The following is a 19582-nucleotide window of genomic DNA, read 5'->3' as shown; positions in this document are numbered from 1 at the left end:
ATCGCCTGGAGCGGCGCGGCACGGCTGGAAGGCGGGCGCGTCAGCGGCACCCTGGGCCGCGTGCCCATGGCCGGCGAGGCCGACTGGGTGCTGGTGCCGCTGGCCGATGGCGGCGCGGCGCTGGTGGCCGCCGAAGGGGGCCAGGTGGAACAGGCCGTTACGCTGGACGTGACGGTGCCGGAGCAGGTGCTGCGGCTGGAGGGCGCCGAGCCCGCGCTGTTGCTGGATGCCGGTGCCCGCGCGGCGCTGGAGGCCGATGCCCTGGTGCTGCGCGCCGCGCTGATCATGGGCGCGGCCGAGACCTGCATCACCCTCGCCGCCGAGCATGTCTCCACCCGCCGCCAGTTCGGCAAGCCGCTGGTGGCCTACCAGGCTGTGCGGCACCTGCTGGCGCGGCACAAGCTGGGGCTGGAAGGCATCCGCGGCGCCATCACCCGCGCCACCACGGTGGAGCTGGAGGCGGGCCCGGCGCTGCTGGCGCGCCAGACCGCCTTCCTGGCCGCCACCACCCATGGCCCTTCCATCGCCGAGGGCGCCATGCAGCTTTTCGGCGGCATGGGCTTCACCTGGGAAGTGGCGGTGCACCGCTACATGCGCCGCATCCGCGCGCTGGAGGCCCAGGGCAGTGTGCCCGCGCTGCGCGAGGCCGTGGCCGCCAGCTTCATCGAAGCCGCCTGACAGAGACTTGGAGGAAACAGGAATGACCACTGGGGACCAGGCTCTGTCCGGGCTGCTCGCCGGCCGCGTCGCGCTGATCACCGGCGCGGGGCATGGCATCGGCCGCGCCACGGCGCGCCGCATGGCGGCCATGGGCGCCATTGTCGGCATCAATGACCTGAAGCCGGAATTCGTCGATGCGGCGGTGGCCGAGATCGAGGCCGCCGGCGGCAAGGCCATCGGCGTGACGCAGAATGTCGCCTCGCGCGAGGGCATGCGCGCGGCGGTGCTGGGCCTGGCGGAGAAGGCCGGGCGTTTCGACATCCTGGTCAACAACGCCGCCTGGGTGCGCTACCAGGCCCTGCCGGATATCGCGCCGGAAACCGTGGACCGGATGCTGGAGATCGGCTTCAAGTCGGTCATCTGGGGCATCCAGGCGGCGGGCGAGGTGATGCGGGACCACCAGGGTGGCTCCATCGTCAATGTCGCCTCCACGGCCGGGCTGCGCTCCACGCCCGGCAGCATCGTCTATAGCGGCATCAAGTCGGCGGTGATGGGCATCACCCGCGCGGCGGCGGTGGACCTTGGCGGGCGCGGCATCCGCGTCAATGCCATCGCGCCCTCCGCCGTGCCGACCGAGGGCACCGCCAAGCACCGCACCGAGGAGAAGGACCAGCGCCGCATCGCCCGCACGCCGCTGGGGCGCCTCGGCACGGTGGAGGATATCGCCAAGGCCATCTGCTTCCTGGCGACCGATCAGGCCAGCTTCGTCACCGGCCAGGTGCTGGCGGTGGACGGGGGCATCACCACCAGCAACCAGTAAGGCGCCCACGCCATGACGGGACGCATCGTGCTGGTCACCGGCGCCGCCGCCGGCATCGGCTGGGCGACGGCGCAGGCTTTTGCGCAGGCCGGTGACCGTGTGCTGCTGGCCGATATCGACGGCGCGCGTGCCGAGGCCCGCGCCGCCGAGCTGGGCGCGGGCCATGAGGCCATCGCCGTGGACATGAGCGATGGCGCACAGGTGGCGGCGATGATCGCCGGCATCGCCGCGCGCCATGGCCGGCTGGATGTGCTGGTCAACAATGCCGGGCGCATCGATGGCGGCACCAGCGTGGTGGACCAGACGCCGGAGGGCTTCCGGAGCCTGCTGGCGCTGAACCTCGATGGCAGCGCCCGCGCGGCGCAGGAAGCGGCGGCACTGATGCGGCAACAGGGCGGCGGCGCCATCGTCAATGTCGCTTCCGGTGCGGCGCTGCGGGCCATCCCGCTGCGCAATGGCTACAGCGCCTCCAAGGCCGGCGTGGTGGCCATGACGCGCAACCAGGCCTGCGCCTGGGCGAAGGATGGCATCCAGGTCAATGCCATCGCCCCAGGCTACACCCGCACCGAGCTGGTGGAGAAGCTGATCGCCGACGGCCGGGTGGGCCCGGCCAAGGCGGCGCGGCGCATCCCGCTCGGCCGCATGGGCGCGCCGGAGGAGATCGCCGCCGCCATCCTGCACCTGGCCTCGCCGGATGCCAGCTACATGGCGGGGGCGCTGCTGGTGGCCGATGGCGCCTCCCATGCCTATGGCGGCAGCGAGGATGCCAATATCGTCCGGGGGAAGGCGCCCACGGCGCCGCCGCCGGGCGCGCCGGTGATCGCGGTGGGGGAGGGGCCGGTCGCCCAGGCCCTGGCCGGGATGCTGCGCGCACGCGGCGCCCGCGTGGTGCCGCTGGCGGAGATGGGCCGGCACGGGCGCCTGGACGGGGTGTTGAACAGCGACCCCACCCCCGGGCAGCCGGGCCATCTGGACCGCCTCTTCCTCGGTGCCCAGGCGGCGGGGCGCATCATGCTGGGCCAGGGGTTCGGCGCCATCGTCAACCTGACGGGCATCGCCGGGCAGATCGGGCTGGCCGATACCGGCCCGGCGGGGCCGGAAGCGGCGGCGGTGGGTATGCTGACCCGCACCATGGCCTGCGAATGGGGCGCCAGCGGCATCCGCGTGAATGCCCTGGCCGCCGGGCTGGTGGAAGGCGACGCGCCCACCCTGCTGCCCCGCGTGCCGCTGCGCCGCATGGCGCGCCCGGCGGAGATCGCCGCCGTCGCCGCCTTCCTGCTCTCGTCCGCCGCCGGCTTCGTCAGCGGCGGCATCGTGCCGGTGGATGGCGGGCTGAGCGCCCATGGTGGATTGGACTTCGACGCATGAGCGACGCGCTGACACCGGAACAGGAGGCCATGAAGGCCGCCTATATCCGCGCCCGTGGCTACTGGAAGCCCTGGACGGAAGGGCTGCTGCGCCTGAGCCCGGACTTCCTGAACACCTATGCCAGCTACGCCGGCCATCCCGCGGCGCATGGGCCGCTCTCGCCGGTGATGTGCGAGCTGATCTATGTGGCGCTGGATGGCTCGGCCACGCATCTCTTTGAAAGCGGGCTGCGGCTGCACATGGGCATCGCGCTGGAGCGCGGCGCCACGCCGGCGCAGGTCATGGAGGTGCTGCAACTGGCCACGGCGCAGGGGCTGGATGGCGTCGCGCGCGGCGTCGAGATCCTCGCCGAGGAACTGGTGGCCGAGGGACAGGAGATTCCCGAAAGGCTGGATGAGGCGCAGCAGGCCTTGAAGGCGCAGTACGAGGCGCGCTTCGGCGACTGGCCGCGCTTCTGCGACCAGATGCTGCGGCTCGACCCCGCCTATTTCGCGCGGATGCTGGAGCTGCTGACCTGCCGCGCGGTAGGGGAGGGGCTGGACGAGAAATCGCGCATCCTGATCTCCCTGGCCCTCGCCGCCTGCTTCACGGAACTGGATGCCGAGGCCACACGCCTGCAGATCCGCCGTGCGCTGCGCATCGGCGCCAGCCGCGAGGAAATCCTGCAGGTGTTGCAGATGACGGCGCATCTGGGCGTGCATGCCTGCTCGGTGGGCATGCCCGCCCTGATGGATGCCATGGCGGCGCGGCGGTGAAGGGCGCCGCGGGGCACAAAGCCCCGCGGCCGCGCCGTCAATCCAGCCGTACGTTCAGCGCGCCGATCAGCTTGCCCCAGGCAGCATATTCGGCGCGGTTCATGGCCTCGAAGCTGCGGAGGTCCTGCGTCTCGATGGTGGCGCCCTGCTGCTCGGCGCGGGCCAGCAGGGTGGGGTCCGCCATGGCCTTCACCGCCGCCGCGTGCAGCCGCGCCAGCACCGGCGCCGGCAGGCCAGCGGGCGCGTAGAGCCCGTACCAATAGGGCATGCCGAGATCCGGCAGGCCCTCCTCGGCAAAGGTCGGCACATCCGGCAGGATGCCGATGCGCTGCCGCCCGGCGGTGCCCAGCGGCCGGATCTTGCCCTCGCGAACCAGGGCGATGTAGGGGCCGACGCTGTCGAAGGCGAGGTCGATCTCGCCCCGCAGCATGCCCTGCTGCATGTCGGTGGTGCTGCGATAGGCGATGTCGGTCAGATCGATCCTCGCCTGCACCTTGAACTGCTCGGCCGAGAGATGCGTGCCGTTGCCCTTGCCGGTGCTGCCGAAGCGCAGCGGCTGCTCCGCCGCCTTGGCCTTGGCCACCAAGTCCTTCACGCTGGCATAGCCCAGCGACGGATTGGTATAGAGCAGGATGCGCCCGCGCATCAGCAGTGTGATGGGCTGGAACTGCTCCGGCTTGTACGGCACTTTCTGGAAGAGATGCGGATTGGCGGCGAAGACCGTGGAGCCGCCGAAGAGCAGGGTATAGCCGTCGGGCCGTGAATTCGCCGCGGCCTCGGCGCCGATCATGCTGGAGCCGCCACCCTTGTTCTCCACCACCACGGGCTGCCCCAGCGCCGGGCCCATGCCCTGGGCCAGCATGCGGCCCAGCGTATCGGGCTCGCTGCCCGGCCCATAGGGCATGATGAGGCGGATGGGGCGGGAAGGGAAATTCTCCTCCGCCCTGGCCTGGCCGGCGGCAGCCAGCCCTGCCAGCGCAACAGCCAGCGCGCGCCGGCCCAGTGCGGGCGCGGCGCCTTTCGAAAGCGTCATTCCTGTCACTCTCCCTCCGCTGCGCCACCCCTCTTCCCGGGGGTGGTCGTCAGATGGTCTCGATATGCGCCCGCACAGCCCCTTCGGCGTCGGTCCAGCCCTTGCTCGCCGCATAGGCCAGCATCTTGCCGAAGCCCTCTTCCCATTCCGGCTGCCCCGCCTGGGGCGCCAGGCGGCGCAGCCCGGCGGGGGAGACCCAGGCATGGGCCTCGCCCTCCAGCCGCGCGATGCCGTCCAGGGCGCGGGCCAGCGGTGCGCCGGGCGCGGCGCCGACCGAGAAGCGCCGGAAGTTGTCGGCTTCCTCCAGCGTCACCGCGCCGTCCGCCGCGACCCGCACCAGCATCAGGCGGCGGCCTTGGCGAAGAAGTCCTCGCCCAGCTCCTTGCGGACGGCGGGGATGATGCGGCTGCCCCAGAGCTCGATCTGCTTCAGCATGGTCTTTTGGTCGAAGTCGCCAAGCTGGGTCTGCAGCGCGATATGCTTCGGCTTCAGGATGCGGATCTCCTCCACCAGCCGCTCGACCACGTAATCGACGCTGCCGACCGGCAGGTTGGCGCGGATCTCGTCCAGCGAGGGCTCGTTCTGGCCCGGCTCCTCGGTGACCAGGAAGCCGTCGTCGGACTGGGCGCGGCGATACTTCAGGGCTTCCGAGATGCGGCGCTGGTAGCGGGCATTCTCGACATAGCTGCGCAGCTCCGATTCATTGTCGCTGGCGAAGGCGCAGCGCAGCAGGCCGACCTTGGTGTCGTCGATATCCTTGCCCTGCTTCGCGGCGATGCCGGTCAGCGTCTGCCGGATCTGGTGCAGCTTCTCCGTGCCGTTCAGCAGCGCGGTGACGAAGAGGTTGTGGCCCTCGCGGATGGCGCGCGCCTGGGTCTCCGGGTGGCCGGTGGCCAGCCAGATCGGCGGCATCGGCTTCTGCTTGGTGCGCAGGCTGATGGAGGTCTCCGGCAGCTGGAGATGCTTGCCATCGTAGTGGAAGCTCTTTTCCTTGATGCCGAGCTGGATGATGTCGAGGAACTCATTGAAGATCGCCGGCGCGTCCTCGATCTTCACGCCGAAGCGGTCGAACTCGAACTTCTGGTAGCCGGAGCCCACGCCAAGCTCCAGCCGGCCGTTGGAAACGGTATCGGCGAAGCCGGCCTCGGCCAGCAGGCGGGCCGGGTGGTACATCGGCAGCACGCAGACGGCGCTGCCCAGGCGGATGCGCTTCGTCAGCGCCGCCATATGCGCCACCATCATCAGCGGCGAGGCGCAGAGGCCGTAGTTGGAGAAATGGTGTTCCGCATACCAGGCGGCATCGAAGCCGGCCTGGTCCGCGGCAACTGTCTGCTCGACGGCGTTGCGGAGAACCTGGTCGGAGGTCTGATGATAGCCGCGCTGCTGCATCAGAATGAAAACGCCGAATTCCATGGGCCTGCTTCCTTCCCTCAGTCAAAGGGAGGCTAAGCCCTGGTGATCCGATGCAACAATACGCTATGGATCATCAGTATCTGCTGATTTTTTCAAAAGGTGAGGGCGGTCATGAGCAGCCTTCAGGCCATGGAACTCTTCGTGGGCGCGGTGCGGGAAGGCAGCTTCTCCGCCGCCGGGCGGCGCGCCGGCCTTTCCCCCGCCTCGGTGGCCCGGCATGTGGCGCTGCTGGAAGCCAGGCTGGGCGTGCAATTGCTCAACCGCACCAGCCGCAGCCTGGCGCTGACCGAGGCGGGGCAGGAATACTATGCCCGGCTGGAGCAGATCCTGCAGGACATCAAGGAAGCGGAGGGCGCGGCCAGCGCCTTGCAGAGCACGCCGCGCGGCTCGCTCCGCATCCATTCCCGCATGATGTTCGGCATGCGCGTGCTGACGCCGCTGATCCCGGAGTTCCAGGCCCGCTACCCGGAACTCAAGGTTGAGCTGCGCCTTTCGGAGCGCCCGGCGCAGCTTTCGGAACAGGAATTCGACATCGACCTGCGGATCGGCGCGCCGCCGGATTCCCAGTTCAAGCAGCGCCTGCTGCTGCGCAGCGAGCGCATCCTGGTGGCGAGCCCGGATTACCTCGCCGGCCGGCCGGCCATCGCCGCGCCGCGCGACCTGTTGGCGCATCGTTGCATGACCTACTGGACCGGGCCGGAGGATGTGGTCTGGCGCTTCCTGAAGGATGGCGCGGTGGAGGAACTGCCCATGCCCTCCCGCTTCACCACCAATAATGGCGAGGTGCTGCGGCAACTGGCCGTGGCCGGCCATGGCATCGCGCTGCTGGACGACTACACCGTGCAGGGAGACATGCGGGCGGGACGGCTGGCGCGGGTGCTGCCGCAATGGCAGGCGACGAATACCAGCTTCGGCGCGGGCATCTACGCTGTCTTCCACCAGGCGCGGCTGCTGCCCGCCAAGACCCGCGCCTTCCTGGACTTCCTGGCCGAGGCCCTGCCGCGGGTGATGGCCGGGCCAGGTTGACCGATCGGTCGGTCTGTCCATAGGTTGCCTCCGCGTCACCGCGCGTGGAGGAAACAAGCCATGTCCATCATCCTGGGCCGCCGTGCCCTGTATTCCCTCGCAGGCGGGCTCGCCCTGGCGGCTGCCCGGCCCGGCGCCGCGCAAAGCCTCCGGCCCATCCGCCTCATCGTGCCCTATGGCCCCGGCAGCGGGCCGGACATGTTCGCCCGCAACCTGGCCAGCGGCATGCAGCAGCGGCTCGGCAATCCGGTGGTGGTGGAGAACCGTGGCGGTGCCTCCACCATCATCGGCACGGACCATGCGGCGGGCTCGCCGGCCGATGGCTCGGTGCTGCTGATGGGCAGCTCCACCACCTTCGCGGCCAATCCGCATCTCTATGGCAAGCTGCCCTACAAGACCTCGGACTTCCAGCCCATCACCATGCTGGTCCGCACCCGGCTGGCGCTCTATGCCAGCCCCTCCTTCGAGGCGAAGGACATGCGGGAGGTGATCGCCCGCGCCAAGGCATCGGCGGAGCCGCTGCACTTCGGCATCACCGGCCGCGGCAATTCCACGCACCTGACCGGAGAGGCGCTGAAGATCGCCGCCGGGATCGACTTGCAGGACGTACCCTATAGCTCCGTCGCCTCCATGCAGCAGGGGCTGATGAGCGGCGACCTGCCGCTGGCCATCGACGGCATCCCGGCCTACCTGCCCATTATCCGGGACGGGCGCGTCAAGGTCATCGCCGTCACCGGCGACAAGCGCGTGGGCGCGTTGCCGGAGACGCCCACCTTCGCCGAGGCCGGCGTGAAGGACACGGGGCACCAGCACTGGTACGGGCTGCTGGCGCCCAAGGGCCTGCCGGCGCCGGAACAGGCGCGGCTGCACAAGGCGGCCATCGAGACGATGCAGGATGCCGAACTCTGGAAGAACCTGACCTTCGAGGGCGCGACGGTGGAAACCAACACGCCGGAGCGCTTCGCCGCCCTGATGGCCGAAGAAACCGAGGCCTGGGGCGCCATCATCCGCCGCGTCGGCCTGCGGATCGAATAGGCGCCCGGGGCCTCAGCCGGCGAAGCGGGGCTCGGGCAGGCCGGTGACGCCCAGTCCCTCGATGGCGAAGAGCCCGCCGGCCTCGGGCTCCGGCGCGACATAGCGCGCGGTGGCGGAGATGGAGGTGACATAAAGCACATCCATCGCCGGCCCGCCGAAGCTGAGGCTGGTTGGATAGGTCACCGGCATGTCGATGCGCCGCACCAGCCGGCCATCGGGGGCGAAGCGGCCGATCTGCCCCGTGCGGACCAGCGCCGACCAGAGATACCCCTCGGCATCCACCGTGGCGCCATCCGGCGCGGTGTTCAGCGGCTTGAGGTCGGCGAAGAGGCGCCGGCGGGAGGGCGTGCCGCTCTCCGTGTCATAGTCGCAGGCCCAGATCACCTGGCGCGAGCTGTCGGCGACATAGAGGATGCGGCCATCGGGGCTGAAGCAGGGGCCGTTGGTGGTGGCGATATCCTCCAGCAGCAAGCTGGCGGTGCCATCGGCATCCAGCCGGTAAAGCCCGCCCAGCACCTTCTCCTCCGGCTGGCGGTTGATGTGCATGGTGCCGGCCAGGAAGCGGCCCTGGCGGTCCACCTTGCCATCGTTCAGCCGGACATCGGGATGATCGATCCCCAGCGGGGCCAGCGGGCGCGCTTCCCCGCTGTTGAAGTCATAGCGGTGGAAGCCATCCCGCAGCGACAGGATGGCGCCGCCCGAGCGGCACAGCGCCAGCGAGCCGACCGGCGCCGGCACCACGAACTCCTCCCGCACGCCGGTCGCGGGGTTGAGCCGGTGCAGCACGCCGGCAAGCGAATCCACCCAGAGCAGCCGCTGGCTTTCCGTGTCCCAGACAGGGCCTTCGCCCAGGCGGTCCTTGGTCTCGCCCAGGCGCGTGATGGAAATTGCCATGCCTCATGCTCCAGCCTTACGGCCGGGCAGGATGCACGCTGCTGACCGATCGGTCAACGCGCCGCCCTGTGCTTCAGCCCTGCAACTCCCGCCGCACGATCGCGGCGCCTTCCACCATGGCGCGCAGCTTGCCGAAGGCGCGCGGGCGGGGGAGGTATTTCATGCCGCAATCGGGCGCCACCACCAGCCGTTCCGCCGGCAGGCGCCGGAGACCTGCGCGGATGCGCTCCGCCACCATCTCCGCTGTCTCCACCTCCGCGCTGCCGAGGTCGAGCACGCCCAGCATGATCTTCTTGCCCGGCAGCCCTTCCAGCACGGCGAGGTCGAGCTTCGGCTGCGCCGCCTCGATGGAAATGGTGCCGGCGGTGCAATCGGCGAGCTGCGGCAGGAAGGAATAGCCGGAGGGCTTCTCCTTCACGACAGCCGCATAGCCGAAGCAGACATGCACCACCGTCTCGCCCGAAAGCCCCTCCAGCGCGCGGTTCAGCGCCTTCACGCCGAAGCGCGCCGCACCTTCCGGCCGCGCCTGCATCCAGGGTTCGTCGAACTGGATGACATCCACGCCGGCGGCCAGAAGGTCCTTCGCTTCCTCATTCACGGCGGCGGCATAGTCCATCGCCATGGCTTCCTCGTCCCGGTAGTATTCGTCCGAGGCCTGCTGCGAGAGCGTGAAGGGGCCGGGCAGGGTGATCTTGGTGCGCCGCTCGGTATTGGCGACGAGAAATTCCACATCCCGCACCTCCACCGGGCGGTTGCGGCGAATCCTGCCCACCACGCGCGGCACCAGCGTTTCCTTGCCGGCGCGGCCCATGGTGCGGGCGGGGTTGTCCACGTCCACGCCATCCAGCGCCAGGGCGAAGCGGTTGGAATAGCTTTCCCGCCGGATCTCGCCATCGGTGATGATATCGACCCCGGCGCGCTCCATGTCGCGGATGGCGATCAGCGTGGCGTCATCCTGCGCCTGTTCCAGCGCATCCTCGGCCACGCGCCACATCTGCTTCATGCGCACGCGCGGCACGAGGTTCTGTGCCAGCACATTGCGGTCCACCAGCCAGTCCGGCTGCGGATAGCTGCCGACGACGGTGGTGGGCAAAAGCGTGTTGGTCATGCGTCAGGCCTTCATGGCGGTGGGCTGGTAGGCAAGGAGGCGCCATTCGCCGCTCTCCCGCGCCCAGACGGCGAGGGTGAGGCTGGCGATGCGCTTCTCCGCGCCATTGCGGATGATGCTGGCATGCATGCGGCCGAGCGCCGCGGCGCAATCCGGCCCGGCTTCCAGCACCATCTCCGTGCTGTGGCCCACTTCCAGGTAGCGCAGGCTGCCGGTGGAAAGGCTGGCGAGGTATTCCGCCTTGCTGTCCCGCGTCGCGTCGGAATGGGCATAAACGGCGCGCTCCGACAGCAGCGCGGCCAGGGCATCGACATCGCCGCGCAACATGGCGTCGTAGCGCCGCGCTTCCAGGGCGCGGATCTCATCCTGCATGGATACCTCAGCGGGGATTGGGCGCGAGCAGCCGCTCGGGCCAGGTGGCGAGACGGAAGAAATCCAGCTCGCCCTCGCCGCTCGCCTGATAGGCAGCGGCGAATTGCCGGGCGAGGGCGGAAAGCGGCATCGGCGCGCCCTCCCGCAGCCCGACGGCCAGGGCGAGGTCCAGATCCTTGGCGATGAGGTCGAGATCGGCGGCGGGCGTCCAGTCCCGCGCCTTCAGCATCCCGGCCTTGTAGGCGAGGAGAGGGGAGGCGACGACGCTTTTCGACAGCGCCTCCACCATCCCCTCCCATTCCAGGCCCAGGCGGCCACCGAAGGCCAGGGCCTCGCCGATGATGGCGGGGGTGAGGGCGACAACGAGATTGACCATCAGCTTCACCGCCCGCGCTTCCTCGGCGCTGCCGCAGCGCAGCGTCTCCTTGCCCAGCACGCCCAGCAGCGGCGCGCAGCGGTCCAGCGCCGCCGCGGGGCCGGAGGCGAAAATGGTCAGCGCCCCCGTTGCCGCTGTGCTGGTGCTGCCGGAGACGGGGCAGCGCAGGTAATCCGCGCCGCGTGCCGCGATGGCCTCCGCCACCTGGGCGGAGGTGGCGGGGGAGACGGTGCTGAGGTCGATGAAGACCTGCCCCGGGCGGATCGCCTCCACCAGCCCGCCGGGGCCGAGCGTCACCGCCAGCAGCGCCGCGTCATTCGGCACCATGGAAAGGATGATGTCCGCCTGCTCCGCCAGCCCCGCCGCCGTCATGGCGGCGCGCAAACCCTCCTGCGCCAGCGCGGCGATACGTGTGTGGTCGGTATCCGTGGCCGTGACCTCCGCCCCGGCCTCCAGCAACCGGCGGCAGAGTGGCGTGCCCATGCGGCCGACACCGATCCAGCCCAGCTTCCAGCCATCCAGCGCGCCCATGTCCTTGTTCCTCACAGGCCGAGATAGAATTTGCGGACCAATTCGCTGTCGCCCAGCGCCGCCGGGGAATTGCCCCGGAAGGCCACCTGCCCATGCACCAGCACATAGCCGCGGTCCGCGATGCGGATGGCCTGATGGAAGTTCTGCTCGGCCATCAGCACCGTCAGGCCGAGCTTTTCCTTCAACTCCCCGATCTTCTCGACCGTGCGGGCGACAAGAATGGGCGCGAGGCCTACGGAAGGCTCATCAACCAGCAGAATCTTTGGCGCGCACATCACGGCGCGGCCGAGGGCGACCATCTGCTGCTCGCCGCCGCTCATGCTGCCCACCGCCTGCGAACGGCGCTCCTTCAGGCGCGGGAAGGCGTCGTAGAAGAATTCGAGGTTGCGCCCCATCTCCGCCCGCGCGGCGCGGCGATAGGCGCCGAGCAGCAGGTTCTCCTCCACCGACAGGCGCGGAAACAGCCGGCGCCCTTCCGGCACCAGGGAAATGCCGAGATCGACGATCTCCTCCGGCGAGCGGCCGACGAGGTCGTGCTGCTGCCCGTCGATGGTGGCCAGGATGCGCCCGCGCGTCGGCCGCAGCAGGCCAAGGATGCAGCGCATCAGCGTGGTCTTGCCATTGCCATTGGTGCCGAGCAGCGCGACCGTCTCGCCCGCCGCTACGGAAAGCGAGACGCCATCCAGCGCCCGCACCGCGCCATAGCCGGCATCCAGGTCCTCGATCAGCAGGCTAGCGGCCAAGATAGGCCTCCTCAACTTCGGGCAGGGCGAGCACGGCGCGCGGCTCGCCATCCGCCACCTTGCGGCCCGCCACCAGCACAGCCAGGCGCTGGGAGAATTGCGTGACGGCGCGCATCACATGCTCGATCATGATGATGGTGGTGCCGCCTTCATTCAGCCGGAAGAGCAGCGCCAGGATCTGGTCCACTTCGGAATCCGAAAGGCCGGCCATGGCTTCATCGGCAATCAGCAGCTCCGGCCGCAGCGCCGTGGCGCGGGCCAGTTCCAGCCGCCGCAGTTCCACCTGCGTCAACTCCTTCGGCATCCGGTAAGCCTTGCCGGCGAGTTCCACTGTTTCCAGGCATTCCATGGCCCGTGCCTCGGTGGCCGCGTCCCGCCCGGCATAGGCCAGGGGGACGCGGATATTCTCGATCACCGTCAGGCCCTTGAAGGGACGCGGAAGCTGGAAGGTGCGGGCAAGGCCACGCCGCGCCCGCTGATGCGGCTTCAGCCGGCCCAGCTTCTCGCCCTTGAAGGTGAAGGCACCGTCATGACTGGCGAAAGCGCCCGCGAGGCAATTGGTAAACGTGCTTTTGCCCGAGCCATTAGGGCCGATCAGCCCCAGCCTTTCCCCGGCCCGCACTTCCAGGTCGATGCCGGAGAGCGCGGTGAAGCCGCCGAAGCGCTTGCCGACGCCCTCGGCCTTCAGGACGATCTCGCTCATCGCCGCCCCCGGAACAGCCCGATGATGCCGTGTGGTGCCGCGCAGACGAAGACCACCAGCACCACCCCCACGATCATCAGATTGGCGGCGGAGGAAATAGTCACCGTCGCCGCCTGTTGCAGCGAGGCCAGCAGCACCGCGCCGATCAGCGGCCCCGCCCAGCTTGCCGTGCCGCCGATCAACGGCATGGCGATGGCATTCACCGCATAGGCGAGGCCGAAGGCCGAATTGGGTTCCACATAGGAACCAAGAAAGGGCAGGGGCGCACCGGCCACCGCCATCATGGCGCCGCTGATCGTCGTCGCGATCAGCTTCAGCCGCAGCGTCGGCACGCCCGCCGCTTCCGCCGCCGCCTCATCGTCACGCAGCGCGGCGAGGCCGAGGCCGAGGCGGGACTTTTCGATGGTGCGCGCGATGGCGACCGATGCCGCCGCCAGCACCACCACCACGGCGCAGAGAAAGCCGCTGTAGCTGTCGAAGCCGAAGGGCACCTCGCGCGGGCGCAGCACATAGGCGCCGCGCGAGCCGCCGACATAGCTCCAGTTCACCACAATGGTTTGCAGCACCACCGAGAGGCAGAGCGTGGCGATGGCGAAATAGGCGCCGCGCAGCCGCAGCGTCAGGATGCCGGTGCCGAGGCCCAGCGCCCCCCCCACCAGCGCCGCGAAACCGATGCAGGGCAGCAGCCCCAGCCCCAGCGCCTTGCCGATGGCCACCGTGGTATAGGCCCCGGCGGCGAAGAAGGCGGCGGCGCCGAAATTCACATAGCCCGCGTAGCCGCCCAGGATGTTCCAGGCGGTGGCCAGCACCACGTATTGCAGCACGAAGGTGGCGGCGAAATAGGCGTATTCGCTGCCGAAACCACGCAGCGCCAGGATCAGCGCCAGCGCCGCCACGGCGGAAGCCAGCCAGAAGCCGGCATGGCCCAGGCGGCGCGGCGCCGGCAGCGGCAGGGCGGGGAGGGCGGCGCCGCTCATGCCGCGCGCCCGAAGAGGCCCTGGGGCCGGATGGCCAGCACCAGCAGCAGGCAGCCGAAGGCCACGGCGGGCGACCAGGAAGGGCCATAGAAGGTGGCGGTGACATTCTCCACCACGCCGAAGGTCAGCGCCGCCAGCACGCAGCCGCCCAGCGAGGCCAGCCCGCCCATGATGACGATGGCGAAGACGCGGCCGATGAAGATATGGCCGGACCAGGCATCCACCGGCTGCACCACCACCAGCGCGCCGCCCGCGAGCGCTGCCATGGCGACGGAGATGCCGAAGGCAAGCCGCTTGATGCGCACGGGGTCGATGGCCAACAGCCGCAGCGCCTCCCGGTCCTGCGCCACGGCGGCGATGGCGCGGCCGGTGAAGGAGCGGCGCAGGAACAGCGCCAGCGCCCCGATGGCCGCCAGCGCGACCGCCGCCGGCACCAGCATCCGCAGCGGCAGGTCGATCTCGCCGATGCGCCAGGTGGTGTTGGCATAGGCGGCATCGGCGAAGTGCTGCTCCGGCCCCAGCGTCATCACCAGCCCGACCTCGATGATGAACATGATGCCGAAGAAGAAGGCGAGGCCCTGGATGGCCTCATCCCCGCGCCGCTCGAAGAAGTGGTGGTAGGCGACGTAGATCAGCGCCCCCAGCGCCCAGAAGGCGGGCGTCAGCAGCAGCGAGAGCAGCAGCGGGTCCAGCCCCGTGACGCCCCAGAGCAGCGCGACCAGCAGCGCCCCCAGCACCATGAAGGCCGGGTGGGCGATATTGACTACGTCCAGCATGCCGAAGGAGACGGAAAGCCCCGCCGCCGCCGCGGCATAAAGCCCGCCCAGCAGCAGGCCCGAGACCACCCCGTTCAGGAGAAGGGCGAGGTCCGGGTCCATCAGGCACCCGCCGTATAGGGCTTGCGCAGCTCGCCGGACTTGTAGCGCTGCGGGTAGAGGATCACCTGCGTGCCCGGCTTGCGGAACTGCTCGATGCCGTTGCCCTGCACGCCCTGGTATTGGGTATAGAGGTTGCGCTCCTCCGTCCATTCGCCCAGAGCGTCGAAGCGTAGCGGGCCGATCACGGTATCGAACTGGTTCTTGTGCATGTCGGCCGCCAGCGCCGCCTGGTCCAGGCTGCCGACGCGCTTCACCGCCTGTTCCAACACCTGCATCTGCGTATAGGCCAGCGGCGGCACGTAATGGCCGAGGGCATCGGCATTCTCCTTGGCCGCCAGCGGCTGGTATCGTTCGATCAGCGCCTGCGTGCCGGGGAATTGCAGCGTCGGCTCCGGCGCATAGACATCCCAGACCACGAGGTTGTTCAGGATGGGGCCGAGCTGCAGCTTCTGCGCGGTGATATGCGGCCCGATCATCGGCCCGCCGAAGAGCTGGAAGTTCACCCGCAACTCGCTGGCCGCGCGCAGCAGCCCGGCGGTGTCCGGCGGATAGGAGCCGACATAGACGATATCCGGCCGCGCCGCCTGCACCGAGCGCAGGATGGGCGTGAAATCCACCGTGCTGGGCGGATAGGCGCGGTCATAGACCACGCGCAGCTTGTTCTGCCCTGCGAGGTAGCGCGCGCTTTCCGCGGTGCGCTGGTGGAAGTCGCTGTCCAGATTCACCAGCGCGATGCTGCGCGGCTTCGGGTCCATCGCCATCGCAATGTCGAAGAAGCCTTTTGCGAATGTCTCCTTCACGTCGGAGCCGGCGGGGTTGATGGAGAAATAGCGGTCGTATTTGAAGTCGCTGTTCACACCCGTGCCGAAGAGCGACACGAAGGTCATGTTCCGCTGCATCACCACCGGCATGGCGGGCGCGATGATGGCCGTGGCATAGCCGGAGACGACGAGATCGACCTTATCGACATCGATCAGCTTGGTGTAGATGCCCGGCACCTGCGCGCCGGTGCTCTGGTCGTCGTAATGCACCAGTTCCACCGGGCGGCCGAGCAGCCCGCCCTTCGCATTCACATCCTCCGCCCAGATGCGGTGCGCCAGCAGCGCCGGGCGGCCATTGCCCGCCAGGCCGCCGGAGAGCGACATGGAATAGCCGATGCGGATCGGCTGGCCCGAGGGCGCCGTCTGCGCCCGCGCCGTGGCCGGCACCGTGGCGGCAGCCGCCAGGGCGAGCCGGCCGAGATCCCGCCTGCTGATATCCTTCATGGAACCTCCTCCTGCGGCCCGGTTTCTGTTGACCGTGGCTCGCGGTGACGTATCGGGTGGCGGCTACTCCGCCGCGACTTTCGAAGGATCTGCGCCGACGCGGCCGGAGGTATCGCCCTCCGCGCGGCGGGCGATGCGGAAGTCGTAGCGCACGCTCGGCACATCCGGCGCGGGCGAGCCTTCCACGTTCTTCTCCGGCCGCACCACCAGCGATTCCGAAACGCCGAAGACGGTATCGGAATCGATATGCGGGTCATCGCCCAGATAGAGCGCCGTCACCAGCTCCCGGTATCCCTCGGCGCCAATCAGCATATGGATATGTGCGGGGCGGAAGCCGTGGCGGTTCTGCTGCCGCACCAGCTCGCCCACCGGCCCGTCCATGGGAATGGAATAGCCCAGCGGGATCAGCGTGCGGATGGCGTAGCGGCCTTCGTCATCGGTGCGGAACTGGCCACGCATGTCCATGACGGCGGGGTCGTTGGTCTGCAGGTCGTAGGCGCCATCGGCATCGGTCTGCCAAACTTCCACGACCGCATGGGGCACGCCCTCGCCAGCCTCGTTCAGCACTTGGCCGAACAGCATCATCTCCGGCCCCTTGGCATGGGCGGCGATGCTGTCGCCATAGCCGTATTGCGGCGAGGCCTCGCGGTAGAAGGGGCCGAGCAGGCTGGTCTCGGTGGCTTCGCCCACGCGGTTGGCCTGGTCGTCCAGCAGGTTCACGAGGCGCGAAAGGCCCAGCGTATCCGAGAGCAGGATGAATTCCTGCCGGATCGGCGTGCAGGTCTGGCCGACGCGGGTCAGGAAGCCGATGGCGGCCAGCCATTCGGCGGGCGTCAGCTTCACCTCCCGCGCGAAATCATGCAGGTGGCGCACCAGGCTTTCCATCACCTCCCGCAGGCGCGGGTCGGGGGTGGAGGCCATCTGCGCGATCACCGCCTCGGTGACGGTATTCTGGTCCAGGTCAGCCATTTCTTGTGTCCTCCATCCGGGGCGGCTTCTCGCGGGCCTGCCCTCGGTCGCACGTCATGGCGGGCGCGCGGGCGCCCCTAGTCCGGTCGTATCCTGGCAGCAACGATCACCGGCTGCCACTTCGCAATCTCTTCCCGTGTCATGGCGGCAAGCTGCTCGGGCGTGCCGCCCACCGGCTCCACGCCCTGGGCACGCAGATTGGCCAAGGCGGCGGGGTCGGCCAGCAGGGCATTGGTGGCGCGGTTCAGCCGGGCCACGATGGCGGGCGGCAGTCCCGCCGGGCCGAAGAGCGACCAGCGCCCTTCCACCACGAAATCCTGCACCCCCGCTTCCTGGATTGTCGGCACATCCGGCAGGATGCTGACGCGCTTGCCGGAGGTGACGGCCAGGGCCTTGAGCTTGCCGCTTTCCAGATGCGGCTTGAGGCCGAGCGGATGGTAGAACATGGCATCCACCCGGCCGGAGAGCAGGTCGGTCACGCCCTGGCTGGCATTGCGGTAGGGCACGTGCTGCGTTTCCAGCCCCGCCCGCAGGTTCAGCAGCGCCTGGGAGAGATGCCCCGTGGTGCCATTCCCCGCCGAGGCGAAGGAGAGCGGCCGCGCCTTGGCCAGCGCCACCAATTCCATCACCGAATTGGCGGGAAGGGCGGCCGGCACGCCCAGCACCGTCGGCGTGGTGACGAAGGGCGCGATGGGCGTGAAATCCTTCACCGCATCGAAGCCGAGGTCGGGAAAAAGGCTGGAATTGATGCCATGCGTCCCGTTGGTGCCGAGCAGCAGCGTGTAGCCATCGCCGGGCGCCTGGGCCACGGCCTGGGCGCCGACATTGCCGCCGGCGCCGGCGCGGTTCTCCACCACCACCGGCTGCCCCGCTTCCCTGGCCAGGGCCTCGGCCAGGATGCGGCCCAGGGCATCGGTGGTGGTGCCGGCGGCGAAGGGCACGATGAGGCGGATGGGCCGGTCCGGCCAGGAAGCCTGGGCCCAGCCCCGGCGGGCCAGCAGCGGCGTGGTGGCAAGAGCGCCCAGCAGGGCGCGGCGAGTGGCCTGGGTCATGCGGCAGCCCCCGTCTGAGGCGTGACATAATCCGCGACCGGCCCGGATGGCACGCCGCGGCGCAGCGGCACGCAGGCCGCCGGGAAATCCTGGGTGAAGCGGGCGCCCTGGTCGGCCAGGGTGCCAAGAAAGCGGTCCAGGTGCCGCATGGCGCCATTCGGCAGGTCATGCAGCACCAGCGTCACGGGCTCCGCCCCCTGGCAGAGCTCCAGGGCACGGTCCACCCAGCCGTCGGGGTCGCGGAAGTCGCCCGGCACGGCATTCCAGAGCACGCAGGTGAAGCGCCCCTGCACCAGCAGGTCCAGCGCCGCCCGGCTCAGCAGGTGGTGGCCCAGCGCGCCGCCGCCGCCCTGGGGGCGGAACAGCCTGTCGGGGTGCGAGAGGGCGCCGATCTCCTCCTGGGTGCGGGCGATCTCCGCCTCGGCCACCGCGTCCGCTGCGTGGCCCAGCGGCCCCGCATGGCTCCAGGTGTGGTTGCCGATCCAGTGGCCCTCGGCATGGGCCCGCTCGGCCAGGGCGCGGTGCGCTGCCAGCTTGTGGCCCAGCACGAAGAAGGTGGCGCGCAGGCCCCGCGCGCGCAGCACATCCAGCACGCCCGGCGTCACCTCCGGCTCGGGGCCGTTGTCGAAGGACAGGGTGACGCGGGGCGCGGTGGTCATGACACGCCGTGGCTTTCCAGCGCGCGGCGCATGGCCGTCAGGCCTCGTCCCGCACGGGGTTGGAAAGGATGCCGATGCCCTCGATCTCGATCTCGACGGTATCGCCATCCTTCATGAAGACCGGCGGCTTGCGGGCATAGCCGACGCCGCTGGGCGTGCCGGTGGCGATCACGTCACCCGGCTCCAGCGTCATCACCTCGGAGAGGATGGCGAGGATGCGCGGCACGGTGAAGATCATGTCGGAGGTATGGCTGTCCTGCATCACCTCGCCATTGAGGCGGGAGGTGATGCGCAGCGCATTTGGCCCCTGCGGCAATTCATCGGGCGTGACGATCTCGGGGCCGAGGCCACCGGTGCGGTCGAAGTTCTTGCCCATGGTCCATTGCGCCGACTTGCGCTGGTAGTCGCGGACCGAGCCCTCGTTCATGCAGGTATAGCCGGCGACGCAGCCCAGGGCATCGGCCTCCGTCAGGTGCCGCGCCCGCTTGCCGATGACGATGGCCAGCTCGGCCTCGTAGTCGAACTTGTCGGAAACCTTCGGGCGCAGCAGCGGCTCGCCGGGCGCTGCCAGCGAGGTGGGGCCGCGGAAGAAGACCGCCGGGTAGTCCGGGATGGGGTTGCCGCCTTCCTTGGCATGCAGCGCGTAGTTCAGGCCGATGCAGATGACCTTGCCGGGGCGCGGCACGACCGGCAGCAGCGTCAGGCCCTTCAGCGGGCGGCGCGGTGCGTTGGCGAGCTTCGCCGCCAGGGCGGGCGCGCCCTCCGGCAGGTTCAGGGCGGCCAGGGCCTCGGTGGGATCCTGCGGCAGGCCCGGCACCACATCGGCCAGGGCCACGACATCATCGCCCAGGCGGGCGCCAAGGGCCGCCCGGCCCTCATGCTGGAACGCGATCAGGCGCACGCGCCGTATCCTCCTTGATTCTTGCCGTTGAGGTTTTATCGAAA

The 19582-nt window shown here is 69.6% G+C and carries 22 protein-coding genes; 6 read left to right on the top strand and 16 right to left on the bottom strand.

The features are described from left to right. From IBL25_RS10795 to IBL25_RS10780, 4 genes are all read left to right on the top strand, one after another. A partial coding sequence (locus IBL25_RS10795; protein WP_238940352.1) for an acyl-CoA dehydrogenase family protein occupies positions 1–678 on the top strand: 678 nt, incomplete at its 5' end. Positions 679–700: 22 nt separating this feature from the next. Continuing rightward, on the top strand, positions 701–1480 hold the full coding sequence (locus IBL25_RS10790) for an SDR family NAD(P)-dependent oxidoreductase (protein WP_187778556.1): 780 nt from the start codon (positions 701–703) through the stop codon (positions 1478–1480). Positions 1481–1492: 12 nt separating this feature from the next. Then, on the top strand, positions 1493–2848 hold the full coding sequence (locus IBL25_RS10785) for an SDR family oxidoreductase (protein WP_187778555.1): 1356 nt from the start codon (positions 1493–1495) through the stop codon (positions 2846–2848). Beyond that, the gene (locus IBL25_RS10780) at positions 2845–3603 is read left to right on the top strand and encodes a carboxymuconolactone decarboxylase family protein (protein WP_187778554.1); all 759 of its coding nucleotides are present in this window, start codon (positions 2845–2847) and stop codon (positions 3601–3603) included. The genes IBL25_RS10785 and IBL25_RS10780 overlap by 4 nt, the downstream gene beginning before the upstream one ends. A 37-nt stretch (positions 3604–3640) precedes the next feature. On the opposite strand, the gene IBL25_RS10775 is transcribed toward IBL25_RS10780, so the two are convergent. Genes IBL25_RS10775 through IBL25_RS10765 form a run of 3 tightly spaced genes read right to left on the bottom strand, consistent with a single transcriptional unit; the run spans position 3641 to position 6049 of the window. After that, positions 3641–4636, bottom strand: a complete 996-nt coding sequence (locus tag IBL25_RS10775) for a Bug family tripartite tricarboxylate transporter substrate binding protein (protein ID WP_187778553.1) — start codon at positions 4634–4636, stop codon at positions 3641–3643. 49 nt (positions 4637–4685) lie between these two features. Next, positions 4686–4979 carry a hypothetical protein gene (locus tag IBL25_RS10770; protein WP_187778552.1) on the bottom strand — a complete coding sequence of 98 codons (294 nt, stop codon included), beginning with the start codon at positions 4977–4979 and terminating at the stop codon, positions 4686–4688. Further along, the gene (locus tag IBL25_RS10765; protein WP_187778551.1) at positions 4979–6049 is read right to left on the bottom strand and encodes an LLM class flavin-dependent oxidoreductase; all 1071 of its coding nucleotides are present in this window, start codon (positions 6047–6049) and stop codon (positions 4979–4981) included. The genes IBL25_RS10770 and IBL25_RS10765 overlap by 1 nt, the downstream gene beginning before the upstream one ends. 111 nt (positions 6050–6160) lie before the next feature. Between IBL25_RS10765 and IBL25_RS10760 the strand changes: the two genes are divergently transcribed. Together IBL25_RS10760 and IBL25_RS10755 are read left to right on the top strand one after the other, a co-directional pair. Then, a complete protein-coding gene (locus tag IBL25_RS10760; protein ID WP_187778550.1) occupies positions 6161–7075 on the top strand; it encodes a LysR family transcriptional regulator in 915 nt (304 codons plus the stop codon). 60 nt (positions 7076–7135) lie between these two features. After that, positions 7136–8110, top strand: a complete 975-nt coding sequence (locus IBL25_RS10755; protein ID WP_187778549.1) for a Bug family tripartite tricarboxylate transporter substrate binding protein — start codon at positions 7136–7138, stop codon at positions 8108–8110. Between the two features lie 12 nt (positions 8111–8122). Here the strand turns inward: IBL25_RS10755 and IBL25_RS10750 are convergent, their stop codons facing one another. From IBL25_RS10750 to IBL25_RS10690, 13 genes are all read right to left on the bottom strand, one after another. After that, complete coding sequence (locus tag IBL25_RS10750; protein WP_187778548.1) at positions 8123–9004, bottom strand: SMP-30/gluconolactonase/LRE family protein; 882 nt, start codon at positions 9002–9004, stop codon at positions 8123–8125. Positions 9005–9077: 73 nt separating this feature from the next. Then, positions 9078–10112 (bottom strand): uroporphyrinogen decarboxylase/cobalamine-independent methonine synthase family protein, encoded by a 1035-nt coding sequence (locus IBL25_RS10745; RefSeq protein WP_187778547.1) that lies wholly within the window; start codon positions 10110–10112, stop codon positions 9078–9080. Between the two features lie 3 nt (positions 10113–10115). After that, positions 10116–10484, bottom strand: a complete 369-nt coding sequence (locus IBL25_RS10740; RefSeq protein WP_187778546.1) for a nuclear transport factor 2 family protein — start codon at positions 10482–10484, stop codon at positions 10116–10118. A gap of 7 nt (positions 10485–10491) precedes the next feature. Beyond that, positions 10492–11391 (bottom strand): NAD(P)-dependent oxidoreductase, encoded by a 900-nt coding sequence (locus IBL25_RS10735; RefSeq protein ID WP_187778545.1) that lies wholly within the window; start codon positions 11389–11391, stop codon positions 10492–10494. Between the two features lie 11 nt (positions 11392–11402). Then, positions 11403–12134, bottom strand: a complete 732-nt coding sequence (locus tag IBL25_RS10730; RefSeq protein ID WP_187778544.1) for an ABC transporter ATP-binding protein — start codon at positions 12132–12134, stop codon at positions 11403–11405. Further along, positions 12124–12837, bottom strand: a complete 714-nt coding sequence (locus IBL25_RS10725; protein ID WP_187778543.1) for an ABC transporter ATP-binding protein — start codon at positions 12835–12837, stop codon at positions 12124–12126. Before IBL25_RS10725 ends, IBL25_RS10730 begins: the two co-directional genes overlap by 11 nt. After that, positions 12834–13814 (bottom strand): branched-chain amino acid ABC transporter permease, encoded by a 981-nt coding sequence (locus IBL25_RS10720; protein WP_187778542.1) that lies wholly within the window; start codon positions 13812–13814, stop codon positions 12834–12836. The genes IBL25_RS10725 and IBL25_RS10720 overlap by 4 nt, the downstream gene beginning before the upstream one ends. Beyond that, the gene (locus IBL25_RS10715) at positions 13811–14692 is read right to left on the bottom strand and encodes a branched-chain amino acid ABC transporter permease (RefSeq protein WP_187778541.1); all 882 of its coding nucleotides are present in this window, start codon (positions 14690–14692) and stop codon (positions 13811–13813) included. The genes IBL25_RS10720 and IBL25_RS10715 overlap by 4 nt, the downstream gene beginning before the upstream one ends. Next, positions 14692–15957 carry an amino acid ABC transporter substrate-binding protein gene (locus IBL25_RS10710; protein WP_187778540.1) on the bottom strand — a complete coding sequence of 422 codons (1266 nt, stop codon included), beginning with the start codon at positions 15955–15957 and terminating at the stop codon, positions 14692–14694. Before IBL25_RS10710 ends, IBL25_RS10715 begins: the two co-directional genes overlap by 1 nt. A 63-nt stretch (positions 15958–16020) precedes the next feature. Then, positions 16021–16926 carry a dioxygenase family protein gene (locus IBL25_RS10705; RefSeq protein WP_187778539.1) on the bottom strand — a complete coding sequence of 302 codons (906 nt, stop codon included), beginning with the start codon at positions 16924–16926 and terminating at the stop codon, positions 16021–16023. Positions 16927–17003: 77 nt separating this feature from the next. Further along, positions 17004–17978, bottom strand: coding sequence for a Bug family tripartite tricarboxylate transporter substrate binding protein (locus IBL25_RS10700; protein WP_187778538.1), 975 nt, complete (start codon positions 17976–17978; stop codon positions 17004–17006). Then, positions 17975–18637, bottom strand: coding sequence for a polysaccharide deacetylase family protein (locus tag IBL25_RS10695; protein ID WP_187778537.1), 663 nt, complete (start codon positions 18635–18637; stop codon positions 17975–17977). Before IBL25_RS10695 ends, IBL25_RS10700 begins: the two co-directional genes overlap by 4 nt. 37 nt (positions 18638–18674) lie before the next feature. Further along, positions 18675–19538, bottom strand: coding sequence for a fumarylacetoacetate hydrolase family protein (locus tag IBL25_RS10690; protein ID WP_187778536.1), 864 nt, complete (start codon positions 19536–19538; stop codon positions 18675–18677). Positions 19539–19582: the final 44 nt, after the last annotated feature.

This window comes from Pseudoroseomonas ludipueritiae (assembly GCF_014490445.1).
Taxonomy (GTDB): domain Bacteria; phylum Pseudomonadota; class Alphaproteobacteria; order Acetobacterales; family Acetobacteraceae; genus Pseudoroseomonas; species Pseudoroseomonas ludipueritiae.
The sequence above is the reverse complement of the archived record's forward strand: the minus strand, read 5'-3'. Positions and strand labels throughout refer to the sequence as shown.